The 23008-nt window shown below is 41.3% G+C and carries 16 protein-coding genes; 7 read left to right on the top strand and 9 right to left on the bottom strand.

Annotated features, from left to right (window positions below; translation table 11 throughout):
* Positions 1–97: 97 nt before the first annotated feature.
* Positions 98–664 carry a serine protease inhibitor ecotin gene (eco, locus tag H5123_RS06615; protein ID WP_182697420.1) on the bottom strand — a complete coding sequence of 189 codons (567 nt, stop codon included), beginning with the start codon at positions 662–664 and terminating at the stop codon, positions 98–100.
* A 222-nt stretch (positions 665–886) separates the two neighbouring features.
* On the opposite strand from eco, the gene H5123_RS06610 reads away from it, so the two are divergent.
* Complete coding sequence (locus H5123_RS06610) at positions 887–1909, top strand: GGDEF domain-containing protein (RefSeq protein ID WP_182697419.1); 1023 nt, start codon at positions 887–889, stop codon at positions 1907–1909.
* Between the two features lie 138 nt (positions 1910–2047).
* Here the strand turns inward: H5123_RS06610 and H5123_RS06605 are convergent, their stop codons facing one another.
* The 3 genes from H5123_RS06605 to H5123_RS06595 form a co-directional block, all read right to left on the bottom strand.
* Complete coding sequence (locus H5123_RS06605; RefSeq protein ID WP_124014945.1) at positions 2048–4756, bottom strand: acetate--CoA ligase family protein; 2709 nt, start codon at positions 4754–4756, stop codon at positions 2048–2050.
* Between the two features lie 307 nt (positions 4757–5063).
* A complete protein-coding gene (locus H5123_RS06600; protein ID WP_182697418.1) occupies positions 5064–8249 on the bottom strand; it encodes an efflux RND transporter permease subunit in 3186 nt (1061 codons plus the stop codon).
* A gap of 5 nt (positions 8250–8254) precedes the next feature.
* The gene (locus H5123_RS06595) at positions 8255–9442 is read right to left on the bottom strand and encodes an efflux RND transporter periplasmic adaptor subunit (protein WP_182697417.1); all 1188 of its coding nucleotides are present in this window, start codon (positions 9440–9442) and stop codon (positions 8255–8257) included.
* Between the two features lie 148 nt (positions 9443–9590).
* Between H5123_RS06595 and H5123_RS06590 the strand changes: the two genes are divergently transcribed.
* On the top strand, positions 9591–10151 hold the full coding sequence (locus H5123_RS06590) for a GNAT family N-acetyltransferase (RefSeq protein WP_182697416.1): 561 nt from the start codon (positions 9591–9593) through the stop codon (positions 10149–10151).
* 76 nt (positions 10152–10227) lie between these two features.
* Here the strand turns inward: H5123_RS06590 and trxB are convergent, their stop codons facing one another.
* A complete protein-coding gene (gene trxB, locus H5123_RS06585; RefSeq protein ID WP_124014941.1) occupies positions 10228–11181 on the bottom strand; it encodes a thioredoxin-disulfide reductase in 954 nt (317 codons plus the stop codon).
* A 200-nt stretch (positions 11182–11381) separates the two neighbouring features.
* Positions 11382–11861 (bottom strand): peptide-methionine (S)-S-oxide reductase MsrA, encoded by a 480-nt coding sequence (gene msrA / locus H5123_RS06580; RefSeq protein WP_124014938.1) that lies wholly within the window; start codon positions 11859–11861, stop codon positions 11382–11384.
* 220 nt (positions 11862–12081) lie between these two features.
* On the opposite strand from msrA, the gene astE reads away from it, so the two are divergent.
* The 5 genes from astE to nadA all read left to right on the top strand — a co-directional run bounded on the left by astE (position 12082) and on the right by nadA (position 18244).
* A complete protein-coding gene (astE, locus tag H5123_RS06575; RefSeq protein WP_182697415.1) occupies positions 12082–13110 on the top strand; it encodes a succinylglutamate desuccinylase in 1029 nt (342 codons plus the stop codon).
* 156 nt (positions 13111–13266) lie between these two features.
* Positions 13267–14445 carry a thiamine pyrophosphate-dependent dehydrogenase E1 component subunit alpha gene (locus tag H5123_RS06570; RefSeq protein WP_124014936.1) on the top strand — a complete coding sequence of 393 codons (1179 nt, stop codon included), beginning with the start codon at positions 13267–13269 and terminating at the stop codon, positions 14443–14445.
* Between the two features lie 3 nt (positions 14446–14448).
* A complete protein-coding gene (locus H5123_RS06565) occupies positions 14449–15426 on the top strand; it encodes an alpha-ketoacid dehydrogenase subunit beta (protein ID WP_124014935.1) in 978 nt (325 codons plus the stop codon).
* A gap of 9 nt (positions 15427–15435) precedes the next feature.
* On the top strand, positions 15436–17073 hold the full coding sequence (locus tag H5123_RS06560; RefSeq protein ID WP_182697414.1) for a dihydrolipoyllysine-residue acetyltransferase: 1638 nt from the start codon (positions 15436–15438) through the stop codon (positions 17071–17073).
* A 103-nt stretch (positions 17074–17176) separates the two neighbouring features.
* Entirely contained in the window at positions 17177–18244 is a 1068-nt protein-coding gene (gene nadA, locus H5123_RS06555) for a quinolinate synthase NadA (RefSeq protein ID WP_182697413.1), read from the top strand.
* 101 nt (positions 18245–18345) lie between these two features.
* On the opposite strand, the gene H5123_RS06550 is transcribed toward nadA, so the two are convergent.
* From H5123_RS06550 to H5123_RS06540, 3 genes are all read right to left on the bottom strand, one after another.
* Positions 18346–20262 (bottom strand): methyl-accepting chemotaxis protein, encoded by a 1917-nt coding sequence (locus H5123_RS06550; RefSeq protein ID WP_182697412.1) that lies wholly within the window; start codon positions 20260–20262, stop codon positions 18346–18348.
* Positions 20263–20741: 479 nt separating this feature from the next.
* A complete protein-coding gene (gene gap, locus H5123_RS06545; RefSeq protein WP_124014931.1) occupies positions 20742–21752 on the bottom strand; it encodes a type I glyceraldehyde-3-phosphate dehydrogenase in 1011 nt (336 codons plus the stop codon).
* A gap of 229 nt (positions 21753–21981) precedes the next feature.
* Positions 21982–22812: a DUF2989 domain-containing protein gene (locus H5123_RS06540; RefSeq protein WP_182697411.1), complete on the bottom strand. Its 831-nt coding sequence runs from the start codon at positions 22810–22812 to the stop codon at positions 21982–21984.
* Between the last annotated feature and the right edge of the window lie 196 nt (positions 22813–23008).

Genomic DNA, 23008 nt, shown 5'->3' with positions numbered 1-23008 from the left:
GCGTTATTGGCTGCTTGAATGAGATGCTCCCCACAAAGTCAATCAATAGTCGATGATTAAAGACTCAAGAATTACTTAAGTCCTTTATATCTAAAGCTTACTGCCCACTAAACACAAACTCGTTTGCGGTTTTCCATAATCTATAGCGTAATTCTGTTCCTTGCGGCAAATAAAACACCTTTGGTTGACGACTGTCATAGCTGAGTGTCAGGGCTTGATTGAGAACAATAAATTTGGCTTTTTTCGCTTCAGTACACATCATTCTGGTCGTCGGCCCCTGCATGACCTGATCGACTTGATAATAGACATATCCCCAACCAGGTAATGATAGGGTGTTAATATCGCCCATCAGTTGAGTTTTATTACAGTCAACGACTTTATTTTGGCCTATTTGCACTTCAAGCATGTAATCTTGTTCATTTGTCAGAGCAGGCAATGTCAGGATATGTTGCACCATTCCAGAAGTGGGTGCTGGATACATTTTTGTGGACTCTTGCGCTTGATAGTCACGGGTATCCATTACAGTGCTACTGATGTTTATGCTGTTTAAGTGATTGTTGTCAACTGGGTTGGTCGCACAAGAGCTAAATGATAATGCACTCGCAATAACAAGGGTAAGTGTGAGGGATATTTTCTTTGCATAAGCAAATGTTTGCTGGTTCATCTTGTTTCCTTATGGAGTAAATATTGCCAATAATGACTGGCTGGTTGGCTTATCTATTTACATTAAACGTGCTGTAACTGAAAAAGGGTTAAATAAATAAAGTTAATTTTCCCATGTTTAATGGTTAACATAACGAACAATAATTGAGTTTAGTTCATAAGTATGACATAACATACTGATAACCTTTAACACATTGTATTTATCAAAAAGGTATCGTCGTCGATGCATAATACCCAAAATCTTGAGCAAACCGCGCATATTCTGAATTTAGCGTTACCTAAAATGGCGTCTTTAGCTATTCCTGTAACGCCAGAAAATTATGCTATTTGGTTTGAATATTTTGCTGAGACGAACCTTAATTTAAAGCGCTCTATTGATGGCTTAATTGCTAATGGTGTTAAATTCACACCCGAAGTTAATCTAGGCTTATATAATCGCTTTATCGAAGAACGCTCTCCAGAAATTATTGAAAATGTGCAAATTGAAACGCATATTTTGATCAATAGTTTGCTGAGTAAGATAGAGCAGCTTAATGAAGGTACAGAAAAATTCTCAAGTAATCTCAATCAGTACGGTGAAAAACTGCAAACCAACCCTAATGTCGATGATCTTAATCTTATTGTGATGAGTATAGCGGCTGAAGTTGAACAAGTCATTGCCAAAAACCGGCAAATGTCGGCGAGTCTAGAGTCGTTGTCGACAGAGATCCTTCATCTTAAAGATGAAATGGACAACTTAAGTAAAGTCGCCATGATGGATGAACTCACCTCATTAAAAAATCGCCGTTCATATGAACTGTTTGCCGCGGAGCAGGTGACTAAGTTTGTTGATACTCAAACCGTATGCAGTCTGTTAATGATTGATATCGATGATTTTAAGCAATTTAATGACACCTTTGGTCATTTAATTGGCGATAAAGTGTTGGCCTATGTCGCCTTAGCGATGAAGAATACGGTTAAAGGTGACGATTTAGTCGCTCGGTATGGCGGTGAAGAGTTTGTCGTGATGTTACCTAATGCCAAACTTAATGATGCTGTGAAAGTCGCCGAAAAAATCCGCGAGCGAATTTCATTAAAGCAGCTTTCTATCGGTAAAGAGAAAAAACAAAATCTGGGCCATATTACCGTTTCTATTGGTGTGGCAACCATTAACACTGGCGATGATGTTGATACTTTATTATCGCGAGCAGATGAACAACTCTACAAGGCTAAAGCAGCAGGCAAAAATTGCGTTAAGTTCTCTTAAAGCCAAACAGCTTTATTCTCGAATATATTTATTCCCTGATTTTTGGCTATACGCTTTTAGCCTAGTACTCAAATGATCATGAATTACTTTAGGTTGTGTTTAGCTGCCGTTAATCATTACCCTTTGATCATTAGAATGTTATTTATCTTCAGCCTTAGTGCGTAAATCCATGTGCATTTTTATCAGATGTTCTTCCATATCAAACGACACAGTAAATCCAAGTGATTTAGCCAAGTTGGCCATGTTACGGTTTTCAAACATGGTAAAGCCCATTAAGAAAGGCGTGTTATTGGTTTTGTAATAGGCAATCAGTTTTTCGAGTAATAACTTCCCTAAACCTATCCCTTGATAGTTACTGCGTACAGCCATTGCAAACTCAGCTTCGGTATTATCTGGGTCTATAGAGGCTCTGACGGCGCCTAAGGTGAGCTCTTCACCGTCTGCAGTCATTGTGGTTGCAATAAACGCCATTTCTCGCGAATAATCAATTTGAGTTAATACCGCCATCTCTTCGTGGGTCATACGCGATCGCACCCCAAAATAGCGTTTATATCTGTCTTCATCACTTAATGAATTATCAAACTCTAAATGCCTGGGTTCATCTTCTGGCAAAATAGGTCGCAACATGACGTGTAGACCATTTTTTAAGGTGGTGGTTTGTTCTAATTCCTTAGGGTAGGGCAAAATAGCTAATCTGTTAAGATTATCTTGTGGGGTGTCATGCAGACGGATATTGACGTCTAATAAGGTGATTTTTTCGCCCGCAGCCAACACGGGGTTTATATCGATTTCGGCGATTTCTGGACAATCTATAATCAAGTGTGAAATTTGAGTCAGCATCACACACAAGGCATTCATGTCTAGCCCTAGGGGTAAATGACGGTCACGCAATTTATGCGTTTTAAGTGCTTGAATGACCATATAGCGTGCCAACGCCATATTTAATGGTGGCAGGGCCACAGCAGCATCGCGAGTGGGATCCCATTCAGAACCACCTTCACCTAAACAGATCGCAGGGCCAAATACTGGGTCATTAATCACCGAGACTCTAATTTCTTGTGCGCCTGCCGTTAAGGCCATTTTTTGAATGATTAATCCGTCTATTTTGGCTGTAGGATTAATTTGATGAACCCGTTCAATAATAGAGTGGGCCGCATGGCTAACTTCTTCGTCTGAGGTTAAATTTAATACCACGCCATGTACATCTGATTTGTAAAGTATGTCGGGTGATTGCACTTTCAGCGCAACCGGATAACCTGCTTGATTCGCGACATTAACCGCTTCATCAACATCTTTTACAAACCAAGTTTCAATGGTGTTTAACCCGTAAGCCCTTAAAATATCAACCGCTTGATGAGTTTCCAGTACCGTTTGACCGTTTTCTAAGCTGTGTTGCAATAATGCCCGTGCAGCCTTGCTGTCAGTGGGGATGTTATCAGGTATTGATTGTGGTACTTCTTGGAGTAGCTTTTGGTTACGTCGAAACTCAACCATGTGCATAAAGGCTCTTACAGCACCTTCTGGGGTTCGATAGGTAGGAAGACCCGCCGTGGTAAAGCGTTTACGACCGAGGTAGGCTGAATCTTCACCGCTCCAATTGGTGAGCATATTAATTCGATGTCGGTTGGGATGTTGGTTAACCGTATCAATAATACTATTGGCAATTTCGACACTTTCACCCAATATAGACGGTGAATGCAGCACTAAAATAGTGTCAGTGTCGTTACTGCTCATAAGTACTTTTAATGTATCAGCGTAGCGTTGGCTGTCGGCATCACCAATCATGTCGATAGGATTTTGTTTCGACCAGGTACTGGGTAAAATAGCGTTAAGTTGTGTGACTGTTTTTTCGGATAATTGAGCTAGTTTGCCGCCTTTGATAATTAACTCATCCGCAGCCAGTACCGCAGGACCGCCGCCATTGCTCATTATCACTAAACGTTCCCCCTTAAGCGGGGTGGAATGCGCCAGACTTTCAACTGCAGCAAATAATTCAATGAGATCATTTACCCTAAGCATACCTGCACGTCTAAAAGCGGCTTCATAAACAGCATCATTGCCACCAATTCCGCCAGTATGCAGCATTGCCGCTTGAATTCCTTCTCGGCTGCGGCCTGATTTGATCACAAAGATAGGTTTGTTTCTTGAGGCTGCTCGGGCGGCAGACAAAAAATGGCGCTTTTCATTAATGGAATCAATGTACAACATAATAGCGCTGGTTTTACTGTCACGGCCTAAGTAATCGAGTAATTCATCAAAATCGATATCGGTGGCATCGCCTAGTGAAATAAACGATGAAAAGCCAATTCCCTTGTTGTTCGCCCAATCAAGAACCGTGGTACAAATTGCAGCAGATTGCGATACAAAAGCAATTTTACCTATGTTAGCTCCTGCATGCGCTAAGCTGGCATTCAATCCCATTGGCGGTAATATCATCCCCAGGCTGTTAGGGCCTAACAAACGCATGCCGTAGCGTTTAGCATATTGCTTGGTAATTTCGAGTAAATTGTTACCTTGCTCGTCGGTTTGCGATGCCATCCCAGAGGCCATAATAATCGCCACTTTGCAGCCAAATTGAGCTAAGCGTTCGACAATACTGGGAACCTTTAGTGCATTGGTGCATATAATGGCTAAATCAGGTTTGATGGGTAAGGCTTCAATGTTCGGGTAAGCTAAGACTCCCATGACTGCGGTATATTTAGGTGTTACCGGCATAATAGGACCCGAAAAACCACCTGAAAGTAGGTTCTTCATCACCGCTTTTCCTGCACGTTTATTGCCGTTAGATGCGCCGATAACCGCCACTGACGTGGGCTTAAATAGCGCATTAATGCTGCGTTGACTCATAGAATTTGACCTTAGCTGGCTGGCAATAAACACTGTGATTATGCTTAGATTAGCATAAACTTTTATCAAATAACGATAAACAATCTATTTTACTTGATGAGATATTTTATGAATAAAACCAATTACTCAGAAAGTTTTTTGACAATTAATTGTCACATCTTAAAATTGTATACTGGCTTACACTTTAGACTAAAAATCAATGTTGAATGAATAATAGACAAGGCTCTGTAATGCATCAAAGTAAAAGGGCCATTAAGGCCCTTTTTTATGGTTGATACTCATCATTGCAAGTCGAAGTTGCCCGTGACTAGTGTTGCTCGGTGACTGTTGTTGCAGACGAGGATTTAGGTGCATAAATATTGATAAGCTTGCGCATCATGTCTTTACCGTCTTCAATTGCAATGTATAAGCAAGGGATGAGACACAAGGTCACCACAGTTGCGAACAGTACCCCAAAAGCCAATGATACCGCCATTGGAATCACCATTTGAGCTTGCATACTGGTCTCGGCCATAATCGGTACTAAACCAATGAATGTAGTCAGCGAGGTTAGCATGATGGCTCTAAAGCGGCGGCAACCTGCATTTAAGACAGCCTCTTTTATTGGTACCCCTGATTTTCGCGAAGTATTGACATAATCGACCATCACTAACGAATCATTCACAACCACACCCGCAGCAGCGATAATACCAAACATCGATAGCACACTTAAATCGATACCCAGGATAATGTGTCCCATTACCGATCCAATGACACCAAACGGGATCACAGACATGATCATAATAGGTTGAATGTATGAGCGTAGTGGAATTGCCAATAAGCTATAAATCAGCAATAACGATAAAATAAAGTCACGCATTTGGGTATCTGCGCTGTCTAATTGCTCTTGAATACTACCTGATACTTCACTGTGTACCCGCGGATACTTAATTAGCAACTCTGGCATAAAGTTATCACGGATATCTTTAGCCAATTTAAAGGGTTCAGTTTGATCGGCATCCACACTGGCCCATACGTTAATCGTACGGTTTCCATTTTCACGGCGGATGCTGTTGACCCCTTGAACCACTTTAATGTCTGCCACTTCGGATAAAGGTAACTCTGTCCCTTGTGGAGTGTTAATCATCACATCTTGTACCAGTGCAATAGAATTGCGCTGTTCTTCTGGATAGCGAAGCATTACTTTAATTTCTTCACCATTTCGAATAATTCGCTGCGCTTCTAAACCGTAAAAACTGTTACCCACTTGCGAGGCAATATTGGCCAGTGTTAGGCCTAATGCATTGGCTAACGGTTTTAATTGGAATTGCACTTCTTTAACACTTGATTGGCGACTGTCATTAACGTCACTGACACCCTTAAGTGAATTAAGCTTTTGTTTCAGCTCTAGTGATGCTGCAACTAATTGGCTCTCATCTTTTCCCTCAAGTCTAAAGCTAATGTCGCCGTCTTCACGACCGCCACCCATTAAACTGTCCTGAATGCTAAATGATTTTACCCCAGGAATTTGCGGCATCGCCTTACGCCATAAATCAGCTAAAGCAAATGTATCCATTGGTCTGAGTGACGGATCGACTAGTTTAGTCATTACTTCTGCAGTCGTTTGATCTTTAAGATCAACCTGCATATCAGAAATCATTTTTTGGCCGTATTGTCGCTCTATTTTTTTATCGACATCGTATAAGGTTTGCTCAATTGCCAATGCCGCCGCAAGTGTCGATTTCTCTGAGGCATCTACGTTCATTTCAACTGTGACTCTAGGGAAGTCATGAGGGATTTTTGGTTGACCAATAAAGCGCACCAAACCACCCATATACAGACCAACACAGATCAGGATCAAGCTGATGAACAACATGATCACGGCATAGCGATACTGAACCGCTAATTCAAGCGAAGGGCGATACATAGAAGTAATGAATATATTCAAGCCACGATCAATTTTGCCTTGAATAAAATTGACCCCGTTACGCAACCAATCTAATGGATTTTTTGAACCGGGTTTAACGATTTTAGGTTTTTTCATGTGCGCCAAATGCGCGGGTAAAATCAGCTTTGATTCTATTAATGAAAACAACAAACATAAAATAACGATATAACCAATAGCCTGACCAAATGCTGATGACGGGCCATCGTCCATAGTGATGGGGAGGAAAGCAGCAATAGTCGTCAGTACCCCAAAGGTTGCTGGCATGGCGACTTTTTTGACCCCACGGATAACACTGTCGATACTTTGGCCGTGTTCTTCAGATTCGCTGTGGGCACTTTCGCCCATCACAATCGCATCGTCGACCACGATCCCCAGCACCAAGATAAAGGCAAACAAGCTAATAACGTTGATGGTGACATCAATAAATGCCATTGGCATAAACAGTAGGGTACCTAAGAAGCATACTGGTAGTCCCATCATTACCCAAAATGCTAATCTAACCCTTAAGAATAGCGCTAGCATAATAAATACCAGTACGGCACCACTTTTCATACTGTCGAGCATCAGCTGTAAACGCCCATCTAAGTAGTAAGTCATGTCAACCCAAGGCTCAAGCTTAACTCCTTGGGGTAATATTTTTTGCTGTTTTTCGACAAAATTATTAATTGTTTTCGCTACATCGGTAATGCTCTGATTTTTAGCCGCACCAATAAAGAAGGTAACCGAATTCTTGCCATTAAATTTTGAGTATTGAATACCTTCTTGAAAGCCATCGTTGACGGTGGCGATATCACCCAATAAGATCTTAGTGCCATCATCTAATGTTAATAATGGTAGCTGTTCAAACTCATAACCTACATAGGCTTGGTTCTGGACTCGTAAATTAATGTAACCATTTTCTGCTTTAATTTGTCCTGCAGACATATTTCGTGAATAACCACGCACTGCACTAGCAACATCGTCAAAGGTTAAACCATATTCGCGTAAGCGATCTTTGCTGACTTCAATACCGATTTCATATCCAAGACCGCTATAATATTCGCTAATATTGACACCAGGCAGTTGCATTATCTCATCGTTAATTCGCTCGCCTAAATCTTTGAGCTGTATTTGGTCTAAATCGCCATACAGACTTAAATACATCACCTCTTGTCTGAATTTAATTCGTTCAACTTTAGGTGGTTCCATACCGCCTGGAAAGGTTGAAATAGAGCCAATTTCGGCTTTAACTTCTTCAAGTACTACTTGAGGATCATATGATTCCTCAACTTGAAAATACCCTTGAGCCATATTACGGTTTGAATAGGTAATGACCCGTTTTAATCCTTGAACACTCTCTAAAGCTTGTTCAATTTTAATGGTAATGCCTTCTTCCACTTCTTGTGGTGCAGTGCCTGGGTAGACTGCGCTGAATTGGATCCAGTTAATTTCAACAGCAGGGAAGAATTGCTTGCGGATAGTATTAGCAGTCAACAGACCGCCGAGTAAAATAATGATCATCAGCAAGTTTGCCGCGACACTATTACGGGCAAACCAAGCGATGATTCCTTTATTCGTATCGTCCATGATGTTTATTTACCTTCCATAGCGATTTCAGTTTTATCGGTTTCTATCGGCTCGTCCTGAAGGATTTTATCTACCGGCAACGCCAGCTTCATGCCTTCTAATGGGTAATCAAGCGCTGATGTGATGACTTCCATTCCAGGATCCAGACCTTCAGAAATAACCACATTGGCGCCTTCTTGGCGAATAATCTTTACGGGTTTATAGCGTAAGGTGTTGTCGCTATCCATTATTGCGACTAAGCCATTTACAATTAAATGACGTGGAATAACGGCGACATTGCCAGCATTACTACCTTGAATGTTTGCAGTAACATAGGTGCCGAAACGTAATTCATTTTTATCAGTTTTAAGTCCATATGGGTCTTCGATTTCAGCAACCAGGTAGGTCATGCGACTTTTACTGTCAACAACTCCTTCACTGCGAACTATTTTCCCTTGCCACTGTTGTTTACTTCCGGCGAAGTTACCCATTAATGTCACTTCAGAATGAGTGCCTTTTTGATCCAAATATTGCATTTCTTTATCGGCGAGAGGTAAGCGAATTTCAGCCGTATCGGTATTATAAATGTGTCCGATTTTACTTCCTGTGGTGACATAAGCACCTAAACCAATTTCACGGCTAGAAATAAGTGCATCATAAGGGGCGCGGATCACAGTCCGTTCTAGATCTCGATGTGATCGGAGTAAATCGGCTTCTGCACTTTTTAGCTTAGCCAATTCTTGAGCCAGTTGTGGTTTACGCAAACTGAGAGCGGTAGGCTTACTATTGGTAATTTCTGCCCATTCACGTAAGGCAACTTCACCATTAGCGCGTTCTTGAACCATGTTAGCTTTTGCTGATGCCACATTAGCCTGAGAATCTAATAAGCCAGCTTCGTAATCACTAGGATCAATCTTAGCTAAAATATCGCCTTTTTTAACAAAGCCACCTTTGACGAATTTATCCGCTAGGTAAATGATTTCACCACTGACTTGTGCAACCAATTCGGTATCGTACTTGGCTGCGACGACACCATATGAACTGACCGAAAAGGTCATGGGTTTGTACTCGATGGCTTCCACTGATACCAGAGGAGTAGTATCAACAACAGGCTTTTCCTCTGGGGGCTTTTTTAACGCAGAAATCCCAACTAAACCAGCTATTCCAATTGCTAATACTATTATCGGTAGTATGATTTGTTTTTTAGTTGCCACGATCTTTCCTTATAAAATAATGCGTTATTTTTGCAGTAAGCCAAGTCAATACTGCCAATAGTCTTTTTTGTCATTTATATGTTAATCGAAATGTTTAATCTTTGGTGTTTCATTGTGTAAACTTGTGTGTCAACCCAAGGAGAAAACAATGCAAGTCGCCAATACATCTAGATTACAATTATCATTAATAACCCTTGATGACAGTGCATTATTATTTGAACTCGACCAGGACGAGCGAGTCATGCATTTTCTCAATGGTGGAATTAAAACCACACAGCAGCAGATTGATACGGTGATGATGCCAAGATTAGCTCAATATTTACATCCTGCTAAAGGTTGGGGGTTATGGAAAGTCCAAGCGCTTGATTGTCCTGAAAATGAGCAACACGGCTTAAGCGGCGAGTATTTAGGCTGGGTATTAGTCAGACCGATGCACTTTTTTACCCAAGCACAGCCGCATAACTTGGAATTAGGTTGGCGGTTTAAACATATCAGTTGGGGTAAAGGCTATGCTACCGAAGCAGCGAAAGCGGTAATGGAGGCTGTGAGTGCCTCAGCTGAAGTAACCCATGTCAGTGCTATTGCAGTAGAAGACAATCTAGCTTCAATTGCAATAATGAAAAAACTCGGTATGACTTTTTTGCATAAGAGTATTCACCGCGATCCTTTAGGTGATACCGAAGCGGTGTTCTACCAAAAAATGGTGTAATACTCATTTGATTCATTTTGATAACAGCTATAAAAAAGAGCAGCCTGAGCTGCTCTTCTTGATTAAATGCAATCAATTACTTTTTCGCGTCTAGGTAACGCTCAGCATCAAGTGCAGCCATACAACCCGTTCCGGCAGAAGTGATGGCTTGACGATAATGTTGATCCATTACGTCACCACACGCATAAACACCTTCGATGCTAGTTTGTGTTGCATTGCCTTGTAAGCCACTGTTAACTTTTAAGTAACCGTGATTCATTTCTAGCTGATCAGCAAAAATGCCAGTATTTGGGCTGTGGCCGATCGCAACAAACACACCCGCGACTTCTAGGTCGGTAACTGAACCATCTTTAGTGCTCTTTTTCTTAAGACCTGTCACACCCATGTCATTACCCGTCACTTCTTCCAGTGTTTGGTCTAGGTGTAAAATGATATTACCGTTAGCGACTTTATCCATTAAGCGGTTAATCAAAATCTTTTCTGAACGGAAACTATCACGACGGTGAATTAAGTGAACTTCAGACGCGATGTTGCTTAAATAAAGTGCTTCTTCAACAGCAGTGTTACCGCCACCGATAACCGCAACTTTTTGGTTACGGTAGAAGAAACCATCACATGTTGCGCAGGCAGAAACACCACGGCCCATGAACGCTTCTTCAGACGGAAGGCCTAAATATTTAGCCGATGCACCTGTCGCAATAATTAGTGCATCACAAGTAAACTCTCCGTTGTCACCTTTTAAGCGGAAAGGGCGCTCAGTTAGGGTCACTTCATTGATATGATCGAAAATAATTTCAGTATCAAACTTTTCAGCGTGCTTTTGCATGCGTTCCATTAATGCTGGACCAGTTAAGTCTTCCGCATCGCCTGGCCAGTTTTCTACTTCCGTAGTGGTCGTTAATTGGCCACCTTGCTGCATACCTGTGATCATCACAGGATTTAAATTTGCACGCGCAGCATAAACAGCAGCGGTATAGCCGGCAGGGCCAGAACCTAAAATTAGTAGGTTAACGTGACGAGCTTCACTCATGATTTTGATCTCCGATAACATGCCTTAAGCAATTTGCATGGGATTGTATGGAATTTACTGCGGCGGGTAAAGTGAAGTTGAGTGTAGGAAATCGATTGGGGTTATCTATTATGTAAATATTCCGTTTCAAGTGAGGCAATGCTAAACATCATCTCACTTGAATCGCTTAATTATCGCTCGGTAGTGTTGCTCGTTTAGACTTAGTAAACCAAATGACAAGTTGGTAGGTTATTTTTTTCTAAATAATTCTGGTGATATTCCTCGGCTATGTGGAATGTTTGTATCGGTACAATTTCAGTCACAATATGACGCTGTCCCCATTTACCGCTGCGTGCTAATGCCAGCTTTGAGGTTTCAGCTTGGGCTTTTTGCTCTTTATCATGAAAAAATATCGTACTGCGATATTGAGTGCCAATGTCGCCACCCTGCATGTTTAACATGGTCGGGTTATGGTTTTTCCAAAACACATCCAGTAAGTCGTTAAAACTGACCACTTCAGGATCAAATTCAACTTGGACAACTTCAGCATGGCCAGTGGAACCCGTCTTCACTTCTTTATAAGTTGTTGCAGTGTCTTTGCCACCCATGTAGCCACACGTTGCGTTACTGACGCCGTTAATTTCACGGAAAAAATATTCAACACCCCAAAAACAGCCTGCACCAAATGTTGCTAACGCCATGACATACCCTTAAAACATATTATAGAAGTCTAGATGGCTATAATTGTGTTGAATATTGTGATGTTTTGCAAGCAAACTTTTATTAATAAATAAAACTAACATATGCCTGCAATAAAATAGTCTTTGGCTATGATAGAATCTGCGGCAATAGGCATCTTAGTTAACAGCCGTTTACGTCAAGTTTAACTACGCCATATAATAATGAGACAAGGAGTTGATAGTGTTATCTGACCTGATGATAAACCACGATTTTTTAGCCTATACCTTAGCCAATCCGACTCGACTACCAGCAGCGTATGACTTTATGTTAGCCCAACATACTCGGGTTGATGTATTAGATACTGGGGTGATTGTATTTACGCCAACAACTGCCACTAAAGACATAGTGTTGTCATGTGCCGTGCACGGTAATGAAACTGCGCCAATTGAAATATGCAATCAACTGATTAAAGATTTGCTGACTCAACGTATAGTGGCCAAGCAGCGTGTAATGTTTTTAATCGGTAATCCCGCTGCGATCATTAATAAAACCCGTTTTATTGATGAAAACATGAATCGCCTATTTAGCGGTGCGCATTCAAAGGGCGAGGGTTTAACTCACCCTGAGCGCCATCGAGCTAAAGCGTTAGAGCAATACGTGGCTGACTTTTTCAATGCCAATAGCGACAATCAACGCATTCATTACGACTTACATACTGCAATCCGTGCTTCAAAGCATGAAAAGTTTGCCATTTACCCATATCGTCCAGGTCGTGCTTTTAGCGGCGAGCAAATTATGTTTTTGGCGGCATGTGGTGTTGATACCATGTTATTCCATCATGAACCGACAACTACGTTTAGCTACTACTCCTCAGAGCAATTTCAAGCAGATGCATTTACCGTTGAATTAGGAAAAGTGATGCCATTTGGTCAAAACGACATGAGTCATTTTGCGGAAACTCACACTATGCTTGAAAAACTGATTACTGAGCCTCAGTTAGCGCCTGTTGAGTTTGACGCAAGTAAGGTCAACTTGTATAAGGTGTCTAGGTCGATTAATAAACATTTCGATGACTTTGAATTTAGCTTTGCTGGTGATGCTGAAAACTTCAGTGCTTTTAGTCACGGGGCAGTGTTAGCGACAGAAGGTGGTAAAGCGATCACCGTCGAACAGCCACAAGAGGCCATTGTATTTCCGAATGCAAATGTACCCATTGGGCAGCGTACAGTGCTATGTTTAGTACCTGCACCGAACGAGTCAATCTTATAGTCGTAAAGCAATATATACATGTCAATCGTGAGTAAAATACGTTTACAGTGAGAGTAAGTATTGATAGGTAGTTTACGTTAACGTAATGTCTACTCGCATAGTATAAATAGAGCCATGTTTATGTTGAACATGGCTTAACAATAACAAGAGCATAATATGAGCAACGCACCACTGACCAATGAAACAGTGCACCGTGTCAGCTTCCTAGACAAAGCGTCATTGCACATCCCCATTTTGCGTATTTTGCAAGCTGATGGCACCACATATGAAAATGCGGTTTTACCAGTAATCGACAAGGCTCTGGCCGAAAAAATATTTGATACCTGTGTTTTTACACGAGTATTAGACGAGCGTATGTTGGGTGCGCAACGTCAAGGACGAATTAGTTTTTACATGACCTGTACCGGTGAAGAAGCCTCAATTATCGGCAGCACAGCAGCGCTGGATAAAGACGACGTCATTTTGGCTCAATATCGCGAACACGCCTCATTGCGTTATCGTGGATTTAGTACTGAACAATTTATGAATCAAATGTTCAGTAACGAGAAAGATTTAGGTAAAGGTCGCCAAATGCCGATCCATTACGGCAGCCGTGAACTCAATTACCAAACCATTTCGTCACCACTGGCAACGCAAATTCCGCAGGCGACTGGTGTTGCTTATGGTATGAAGTTACAAGGCAAGCGTAATGTGGCCATTTGTTATTTTGGTGAAGGCGCTGCATCAGAAGGTGACTTCCATGCTGGTTTGAATATGGCCGCAGTACTCAAGTCTCCTACCATCTTTTTCTGTCGCAACAATGGTTATGCTATTTCTACCCCAACCGAAGAGCAATTTGCCGGTAACGGTATTGCCAGTCGCGGCGTAGGTTACGGTATGCATACCATACGTGTAGACGGTAACGACATGCTCGCAGTGCTAGCCGCTACGCAACAAGCTCGAGCTCACGCATTAGAGCACAATGCTCCGGTATTGATTGAAGCGATGACATATCGTTTGGGTGCGCATTCTTCATCAGACGATCCATCTGGATATCGTTCAAAAGAAGAAGAAGCAAAATGGCAACAGCACGACCCAGTAAAACGTTTTAAATTGTGGATGATCAACAAAGATTGGCTTACTGAAGCCGATGAAGCCAAGTTATTTGAACGTTATCGCGAAGAAGTGTTAGCGGCAGTTAAAGTGGCTGAAAAGTTGCCGGTGCCAAAACTCGACGAAATTATCGAAGATGTGCTTGATAAACCAACTCCAGCGCTTAGAAAACAGCTTAAAGAGTTGAAAGAGCATATCGCTAAGTATCCAAAAGCCTATCCAAAAAGCGCAGGGAGACTCTAAATCGTGGCTCAAATGAATATGTTACACGCCATCAATGAGGCGTTATCAATAGCCATGACTGCCGATGAGCGCATGGTGATTTTTGGTGAAGATGTGGGTCACTTCGGTGGCGTTTTTCGTGCGACTTCTGGTCTGCAAGAACAGTTTGGTCGTGATCGTTGTTTCAACACACCACTAACAGAGCAAGGCATTGCAGGTTTTGCTAATGGCTTAGCATCTTATGGTATGACTGCGGTTGCTGAAATTCAGTTCGCTGATTATATTTTTCCAGCATTCGATCAAATTGTTAATGAATCAGCAAAATTTAGATACCGTAGTGGTAATCAATTTGATGTGGGTGGATTAACCTTCCGAACCCCATATGGCGGTGGGATAGCAGGTGGTCATTACCACTCACAATCTCCTGAAGCCTATTTTACCCAAACACCAGGCCTAAAAGTGGTGATTCCGCGTAATCCAGAACAAGCTAAAGGGTTGCTGCTGGCCTCTATTCGCGATCCAAACCCGGTTATTTTCTTTGAACCTAAGCGTTTATACCGCGCATCTGTTGGCGAAGTGCCAGCCGGTGACTACGTTATCGAATTAGGTAAAGCACAAGTGGTTAAGCAGGGCAGTGATATTACAGTCCTGGCTTGGGGCGCACAGATGGAAATCGTTGAAAAAGCCTGTGAGCGAGCGGAAAAAGAAGGTATTTCATGTGAAATTATCGACTTACGTACTATAGCACCATGGGATGTTGAAACCATCGCTAAATCAGTCACCAAAACCGGTCGTTTACTGATTAACCATGAAGCCCCTTTAACCGGTGGTTTTGCTGGCGAAATTGCCGCAACTATCCAACAAGAATGTTTCTTATCGCTTGAGTCACCAATTTGTCGAGTGTGCGGCTTAGATACGCCTTATCCATTAGTGCATGAAAAAGAATACATGCCAGATGAGTTAAAGACCTTCGAAGCTATCAAGGCCACAGTTGCTTATTAGGAGTAAGATATGATTAAAGATTTTATTTTACCTGACATCGGCGAAGGTGTAGTGGAATGTGAATTAGTCGATTGGTTAGTTAGTGAAGGTGACATGGTTACCGAAGACCAACCGATTGCTGATGTAATGACTGACAAAGCCTTAGTACAAATTCCTGCGCCACATGCCGGAAAAATCACTAAGCTTTATTACGCTAAAGGCGAAATAGCCATAGTGCATCAGCCATTATATGCGGTTGAGATGGACGGTGATGACAGCTCTAGTGTTTCTGAGACTCCTGTAGCTGCTGTCACTCCGGTTAAAGAAGCTGTTAACGATACATCGGCTAATCTCACTCCTGTTGACCGGGGTAATTCTGTCGCTGCGACAACAAAAAGTTCATCAAATATTGAAGAATTCTTACTACCCGATATTGGTGAAGGAATTGTTGAATGTGAACTAGTTGACTGGTTGGTAGAAGAAGGCGATTTGGTGGTCGAAGACCAACCGATTGCTGATGTGATGACCGATAAAGCGTTAGTGCAAATTCCGGCGATGAAAGCCGGTAAAATCGTTAAACTGCATTACCGTAAGGGTCAGCTTGCTAAAGTGCATTCGCCTCTATTTTCCATCGAAGTCGAAGCCGATGCTGATAGTGCATCTGCTAGCGTTGACGTGGTTCAACAGGCTCAAGCCGCTGCACCACATGTTAATCTAGAGCCCGTTGCTCAGGGGAAAGCGTTAGCCAGCCCAGCTGTTCGCCGTATGGCGCGGACACTCGATATAAATATCGCAACTGTAGTCGGTACGGGCAAAAATGGCCGTGTTTACAAAGAAGATATTGAACGTCATCAGCAAGGTGCAAGTGCCTCTCAACCCGCTGCAAATACAAATGCTGCTTCATCGTCTGCTGATCAAGTTACAAATCCAGTAAGTGGTCAATTAGTTAGCCCTGCTTCAGCAAGTGATCGTGTTGAACCTATCAAAGGCGTCAAAGCTATTATGGCTAAAATGATGGTTGAGTCAGTATCGACAATTCCACATTTTACCTATTGCGAAGAATTTGACTTAACTGAATTGGTTGCTTTGCGTGAAAGTATGAAGCAGCGCTACTCAACCGACGAAGTGAAGCTCACTATGATGCCATTCTTTATGAAGGCCATGTCGTTAGCTATCAATGATTTTCCGATCTTGAACAGTCAAGTAAACGCTGATTGCACTGAACTCACTTATAAGTCGCGCCATAATATTGGTATGGCAGTTGATTCAAAAGTGGGTTTATTGGTTCCGAATGTTAAAGATGTGCAAAATAAGTCTATTTTAGATATTGCCGCTGACATTTCACGCTTAACCACAGCTGCACGCAGCGGCCGTGTGTCACCAGCTGATTTAAAAGATGGGACTATTTCAATTTCTAATATCGGTGCATTAGGCGGCACGATAGCAACACCTATCATTAATAAACCTGAAGTGGCGATTGTGGCATTAGGTAAGTTACAGATACTGCCTCGATTTAACGCCAAAGGTGAAGTTGAAGCACGTAAGATTATGCAAGTTAGCTGGTCTGGCGATCACCGCGTTATTGACGGTGGCACCATAGCTCGCTTCTGTAATTTATGGAAACACTACCTAGAGCAACCACAAGAAATGCTCTTAGCCATGCGTTAATAATGATTAAGCTATCTTATGCAAAAGGACGCTAACGCGTCCTTTTGTTTTAAGTGGCTTTTTCGTATAATACACAAACAATGTAAATCGATTGGAACTTTGTATGAGTCTGTCGGCACCTAAAATTGAAACTATTGAATATCCGTTTCCGCCAAAACCTGCCGTGTTGTCTGACGCTGAAAAAGCACAATATAAAGCACGTATCAAACAGTTATTGATTGATCAAAATGCAGTCCTTGTTGCCCATTATTATACCGATCCTGAAATTCAAGCATTAGCTGAAGAAACTGGTGGTTGTGTGTCAGATTCTTTAGAAATGGCTCGCTTTGGTCGCGATCACCCAGCAAAGACATTAATTGTTGCTGGGGTTAAGTTTATGGGCGAAACCGCTAAAATCTTAAGCCCTGAAAAAACCATTTTAATGCCCACTCTGGACGCAACCTGTTCGTTAGATCTAGGTTGTCCGATTGAGCAATTTAATGAGTTTTGCGATGCCCATCCAGATCATACTGTTGTGGTGTATGCCAACACCTCTGCAGCAGTAAAAGCTCGTGCCGATTGGGTGGTCACCTCAAGCATTGCTTTAGAAATTGTTGAGCATCTCGATAGCCAAGATAAAAAAATTATCTGGGCACCCGATCGCCACTTAGGCTCCTACATCAATACACAAACTGGCGCCGACATGTTGTTATGGCAAGGCGAGTGTATTGTGCATGATGAGTTTCAAGCTAAAGCATTGCGCGAGCTTAAAAAGCAGCATCCTGGTGCAGCCATTTTGGTTCACCCAGAGTCACCAGCTAGTGTGGTTGAGCTTGCTGATGCTGTAGGTTCTACCAGTCAGTTGATTAAAGCGGCGCAAACCATGGCCAACGACACCTTTATTGTTGCCACGGATCGCGGTATATTTTATAAAATGCAGCAGGCTGCTCCAGGTAAAACCTTGCTCGAAGCCCCAACCGGCGGCAACGGTGCCACCTGTAAGAGTTGTGCCCATTGCCCGTGGATGGCCATGAACGGCTTGCAAGCTATCGAAGCTTCACTAGTTGATAGCGATAAAACTAATCATGAAATATTTGTTGATGATGAACTGCGCATCAAAGCACTCATCCCACTAACTCGCATGCTCGATTTTGCCAAAGAATTGAATATGAAAGTGAAGGGCAACGCATAAGTAAATAGCTAAGTTTGCGAATCAATGACTAGCCTGATAAAAAAACCGACTTCATGTCGGTTTTTTATTCTCAATTGTGATTGTTGTGATGCGGTATTCTGTTAAATTTTAAATTGCCCAACTAAGGTATTAAGTTGCTTAGACAAATCAGCAAGGTCCTCGCTTGCCTTGGCTGTTTGCATTGCACCATCCGTAGTCTTAGTAACGATATAGTTGATGTTATTGATGTTTTTATTAATCTCATTTGATACCGCACATTGTTCATTTGCTGCACTGGCGATTTGAATATTCATTTCAGTGATAGTATTGACCGCTGCAAAAATGTCATCGAGTGCTCGGTCGGCATTATTTGCCTGTGCTACACAAGAATCTGTGACCTTACTACTTTCTTTCATAACTTGAACTGCTTTCGCTGCACCACTTTGTAATTGTTCTATCATGGCTTGAATGTCTTGGGTTGAGGCCTGTGTGCGGCTTGCTAAGGTTCGAACTTCATCAGCAACAACAGCAAAGCCCCTGCCTTGTTCGCCAGCGCGCGCAGCTTCGATTGCGGCATTCAGAGCTAACAAATTAGTTTGATCAGAAATATTGCGGATTACTTCCAGTACACTATCAATGGCTGTTGTTTGGCTTTGTAAATGTGAAACAGTTTCTGTCGCAATGTTGATTTCTGATGCTAATTGATTAATTTCTGATGACACTGCGCTGACGACAAGTTTTCCCGTTTCTGTTGCTTCATTGGCTTTTTGGGCAGCATCAGCTGCTTGAGTAGCATTTTGTGCAACCTCTTGAACGGTTGCACTCATTTCATTCATCGCGGTCGCAACCTGCTCAGTTTCCTGTTGCTGTTGAACGGTATCAGCTCGTGTTTCAAGTGTAATATTAGATAAGCGTTCAGCAGAGTTATTAAGCAGCTGAGTAGCTGACATCACTTGGGTAATTGTGCTATGAACCTTGGTAGCAAATTGGTTGAATGCTTTGGATAGCTGAGTAATTTCATCGTTGCCGATAACGGTTAAACGCAGGGTTAAGTCGCCATCGCCATCTGCAATATTATTCATCGTGTTAGTGGTAGTATTAATTGGCTTTGTAATACTTCTGCTTACCACCCAAGCAATGGCTATCCCTAATAATAACGCAATAATACCTACAAAAATCATAGTTAAAGATACTGTCTTTAGTGCACTCGTATTATGAGTACGATCCATTGCGATTTCTAGGACGCCAATAGGTTGACCAGAAAAATCTTTTATTTGACGTAAGTAAATAGCATAGGGGGTGTCGTTTAATGTTGACTGGCTATTAAGCACTTCACCATTAAATGCTTGCGTTAAATCGGCATTATTTGAAAAACTATTAGGTTTTGTTGTGGTTCCAAAAGCTTCAAATCGTCCATTTTTCTCAGTGTAGAGAGCAATATCGACGTTATAATCTTTTTTAAATTCGTCAAAAAATGTTTGTCCAAAAGACATACCAAACTCAACAGAGCCAATATGTTTGTTTTGATAATTTATCGGCATAATTCCGCGAATGCCTATCCCAGCGACTCCTTTTTCTAGTCCTTTAACCGCTTTTTTGTCTCGATTTGCGACAACGATGGTTTGTCTAAAAGAGGATAAATCATCCCCAAACTCCTCTGGCTTGTGAACCCTTAAAAAGGACGTCGCAGGAGGTAAGTGGAACTGGAATTGACGAACGCCATAACTAGTTTTTAATGAGTCGAAAAGCGGAATAGTTCTAGCCGATAATTCATTTCTATTGCCCTCACTGAATAGCTTTTGTAATTCTCTATCGCTAGCAATGACCGTTGCTAAAGCTTGAGCCAATTTCCCTGTTGATTCAATATCAGCTGTAGCCGTTTCATATAGCTTGTGTAGCTCGCGTTGCTCGGCGCTATCGATAGTGGCTGAGAATTCAGATAGTACGAAAGGAATAACGGTACCCATGACTAAAAACAATACAATGGCAATACCTAAGATAATACGGTTGCCGATAGTTAAATTAAATTTGCTCGCCATTTTTAATTCCTGTGACTTTTTGTAAATGAATAATATTTAATGATTTAAAATATCAGCTATAAACAGAAAATAAACAAGGCTCTATTGGTCGAATTTTGTGCTCTATGTTGTAATAACTTATCTTTACTCATAATTAAATTCATTTCATTACTCTCATTCCATTTTGTACGATTAATAGACTAGTGAACGAATTGAAATAGAAGGGGAGTCGAATCTGTCTTACTTTATTTAGTGCTATTCGACTTCGTCACTTATAAGCAATAGATATTGTGTAATAGGATATAAAAGCTAACAGTGTATGTATGATTTTAGCGTGTTGATAAAATTTTAGGCGATGAATTTAATGATAATAGAAAATTGCAGTATTATTTGGATCCCCGAGCGATGAACTAACTTATTAATAAATAAAAAAGCCCCGCAAATGCGAGGCTATTAAGCTTACTTTAAATTAGATCTTAACGAGCTAATTTATAGTTTAATTACTTAGCGTTCATTAACGCAACAGCGTTGTCTAACATGCGGTTACTGAAACCCCATTCGTTGTCATACCATGACATTACTTTCACTAATCGACCGTTAACACGAGTTTGTGTAGCGTCGAAATTAGAAGAGAAAGGATTATGGTTGAAGTCGATAGACACTAATGGCTCTTCATTAATCGCTAAAACTTCAGACATTGGTGACGTTAGTGAAGCACGGGTAATGATAGCATTCACTTCTTCAACAGTGGTGTCTCTAGAGGCTAAGAATGTTAAGTCAACTAAAGACACGTTGATTGTTGGCACTCGTACCGCTAAACCGTCAAATTTACCCATAAGCTCAGGAACCACTAAACCTACTGCAGCAGCTGCACCGGTTTTAGTTGGGATCATTGACATTGCCGCAGCGCGAGCACGGCGTAAATCTGTGTGGTATACATCAGATAGACGTTGATCATTGGTGTAAGAGTGGATCGTGGTCATTAAACCAGATTCAATACCAATTTCATCATTTAACGGCTTAGCAATAGGTGCAAGGCAGTTAGTGGTACATGATGCACCAGAAATCACTGTCATGTCTGAAGTTAATATGTCGTTATTTACACCATATACGATTGTGGCATCAACATTCTTACCAGGAGCTGAAATAATAACTTTCTTAGCACCAGCAGTAAGGTGTGGTTGCACAGATTCTTTAGATGTGAAAATACCCGTACATTCAAAGACAACATCAATTTTTAATTCTGCCCAAGGTAACTTTGATGGGTCACGTTCTTGGAAAGTTAAAATTTTGTCGCCATTAACATAGATAGCTTCATCGTCATGATCAACTTTTGCGTTGAAACGACCATGTACAGTATCGTACTTAGTTAAATGAGCATTAATAGAAGCATCACCTAAATCGTTTAACGCAACGATTTCGATTGGGTAATCTTTGTCGCTTTCGTACAGTGCACGTAGAACGTTTCTACCGATACGGCCATAGCCGTTAATTGCTACACGGATAGTCATCTCATATCCCTCAAGTTAAAATAATTTGGTGGCATATCATTCGCCTGGTTGTAAAATTACCAAATTGGCCGTAATAATCAAGTTAAATCACCCAAATATGCCGAATTAAGCCAATAATATTCGTATTTTTTTTACATTTAGCACATTTTGAAGATATTTTAAGCACAGTTTTGTAAGTAATAATAAATTTAATAAGCCACAAAATGGATTCAAAGTTCACAATCCTAGCTTATTTTAATAATGCTTCACTGTGACTATTGGCAAATTGTTCGCTCATTACCACTGAGACGAGTTCAATGGCTTGACTGTCTAATGTCGATGCAAGCGCTTGATCCCCCTTAATGATAGCTAATAACTGTTGTTCATCTGCTTGGTTTTCACTGATCAATAAGTTGGCTCTGGTCAACAGGTATTCTTTTTCACTATCTTGTTGTTGGCGGTAAATAGAAGCGAGAGCTAAAAACCAGTCAGGATCAATATCTGCTGGCTTGGTGGTAGCAAGCAAATGCAAATAAAGCGTTTTGGCATCATTAGGCGAAACTCTCACATAATAGGCTGCTAGTTGAGTAATGATATCGTTATCGACAAGCAATCCTTGCTTATAACTGTTTTCTACAATCGCTAATCCAGCTTGATCGTTAAAACGCATCCAACGATAAAAAGCTAAATGCACTTCGTTATTTACACGGGTTGTTTCTTGAAGTTCGCTGAGTGTCTGAGTGCTTACCGCAAAAGCGCGTTCTCGATCACGGGTTCGGTCAGTATTGATTTTATGTTGTACACCAGCAGCCAATTCGATGCATTTACTGTATTTCTCTAAGTAAATAAGTTGCTGGTAAAGTTGTTTACCTGTAGGCGATGAGCTCTGTTTTAACGCATATCTGTGGCGGATCAGGTCACCTTTCTCAAATCGGCACCAACTATCTTTGTGTAAATCACTACAAAGTTCAGGATTATTTTTACAAATAAGGTCGCTGTTTCGGTCATTATCACAGCCAAAAAGGCCAAAACAGGCCCCGATAACTGTAAATGATGTAATTAATACAAAATTATGGCTCAAAAGCGTCTCCGAGCGGTAAATTGTCTAATAAAATTACACATTTACCGAAAATTTGTTACTAGCGAAATCGGCTGTATTTCTTTACAATGTCGGCGACCAACAGGGGGCCACCCCCATACAATATACTAAATTATTGGTCTTTTCTTTTTGTTACTCAAACCTTTCTGAAAAAACGAGAAAAGTGAGATAAAGGATC

The organism is Shewanella sp. SR43-4, assembly GCF_014163845.1.
Lineage (GTDB): Bacteria > Pseudomonadota > Gammaproteobacteria > Enterobacterales > Shewanellaceae > Shewanella > Shewanella vesiculosa.
The sequence above is the reverse complement of the archived record's forward strand: the minus strand, read 5'-3'. Positions and strand labels throughout refer to the sequence as shown.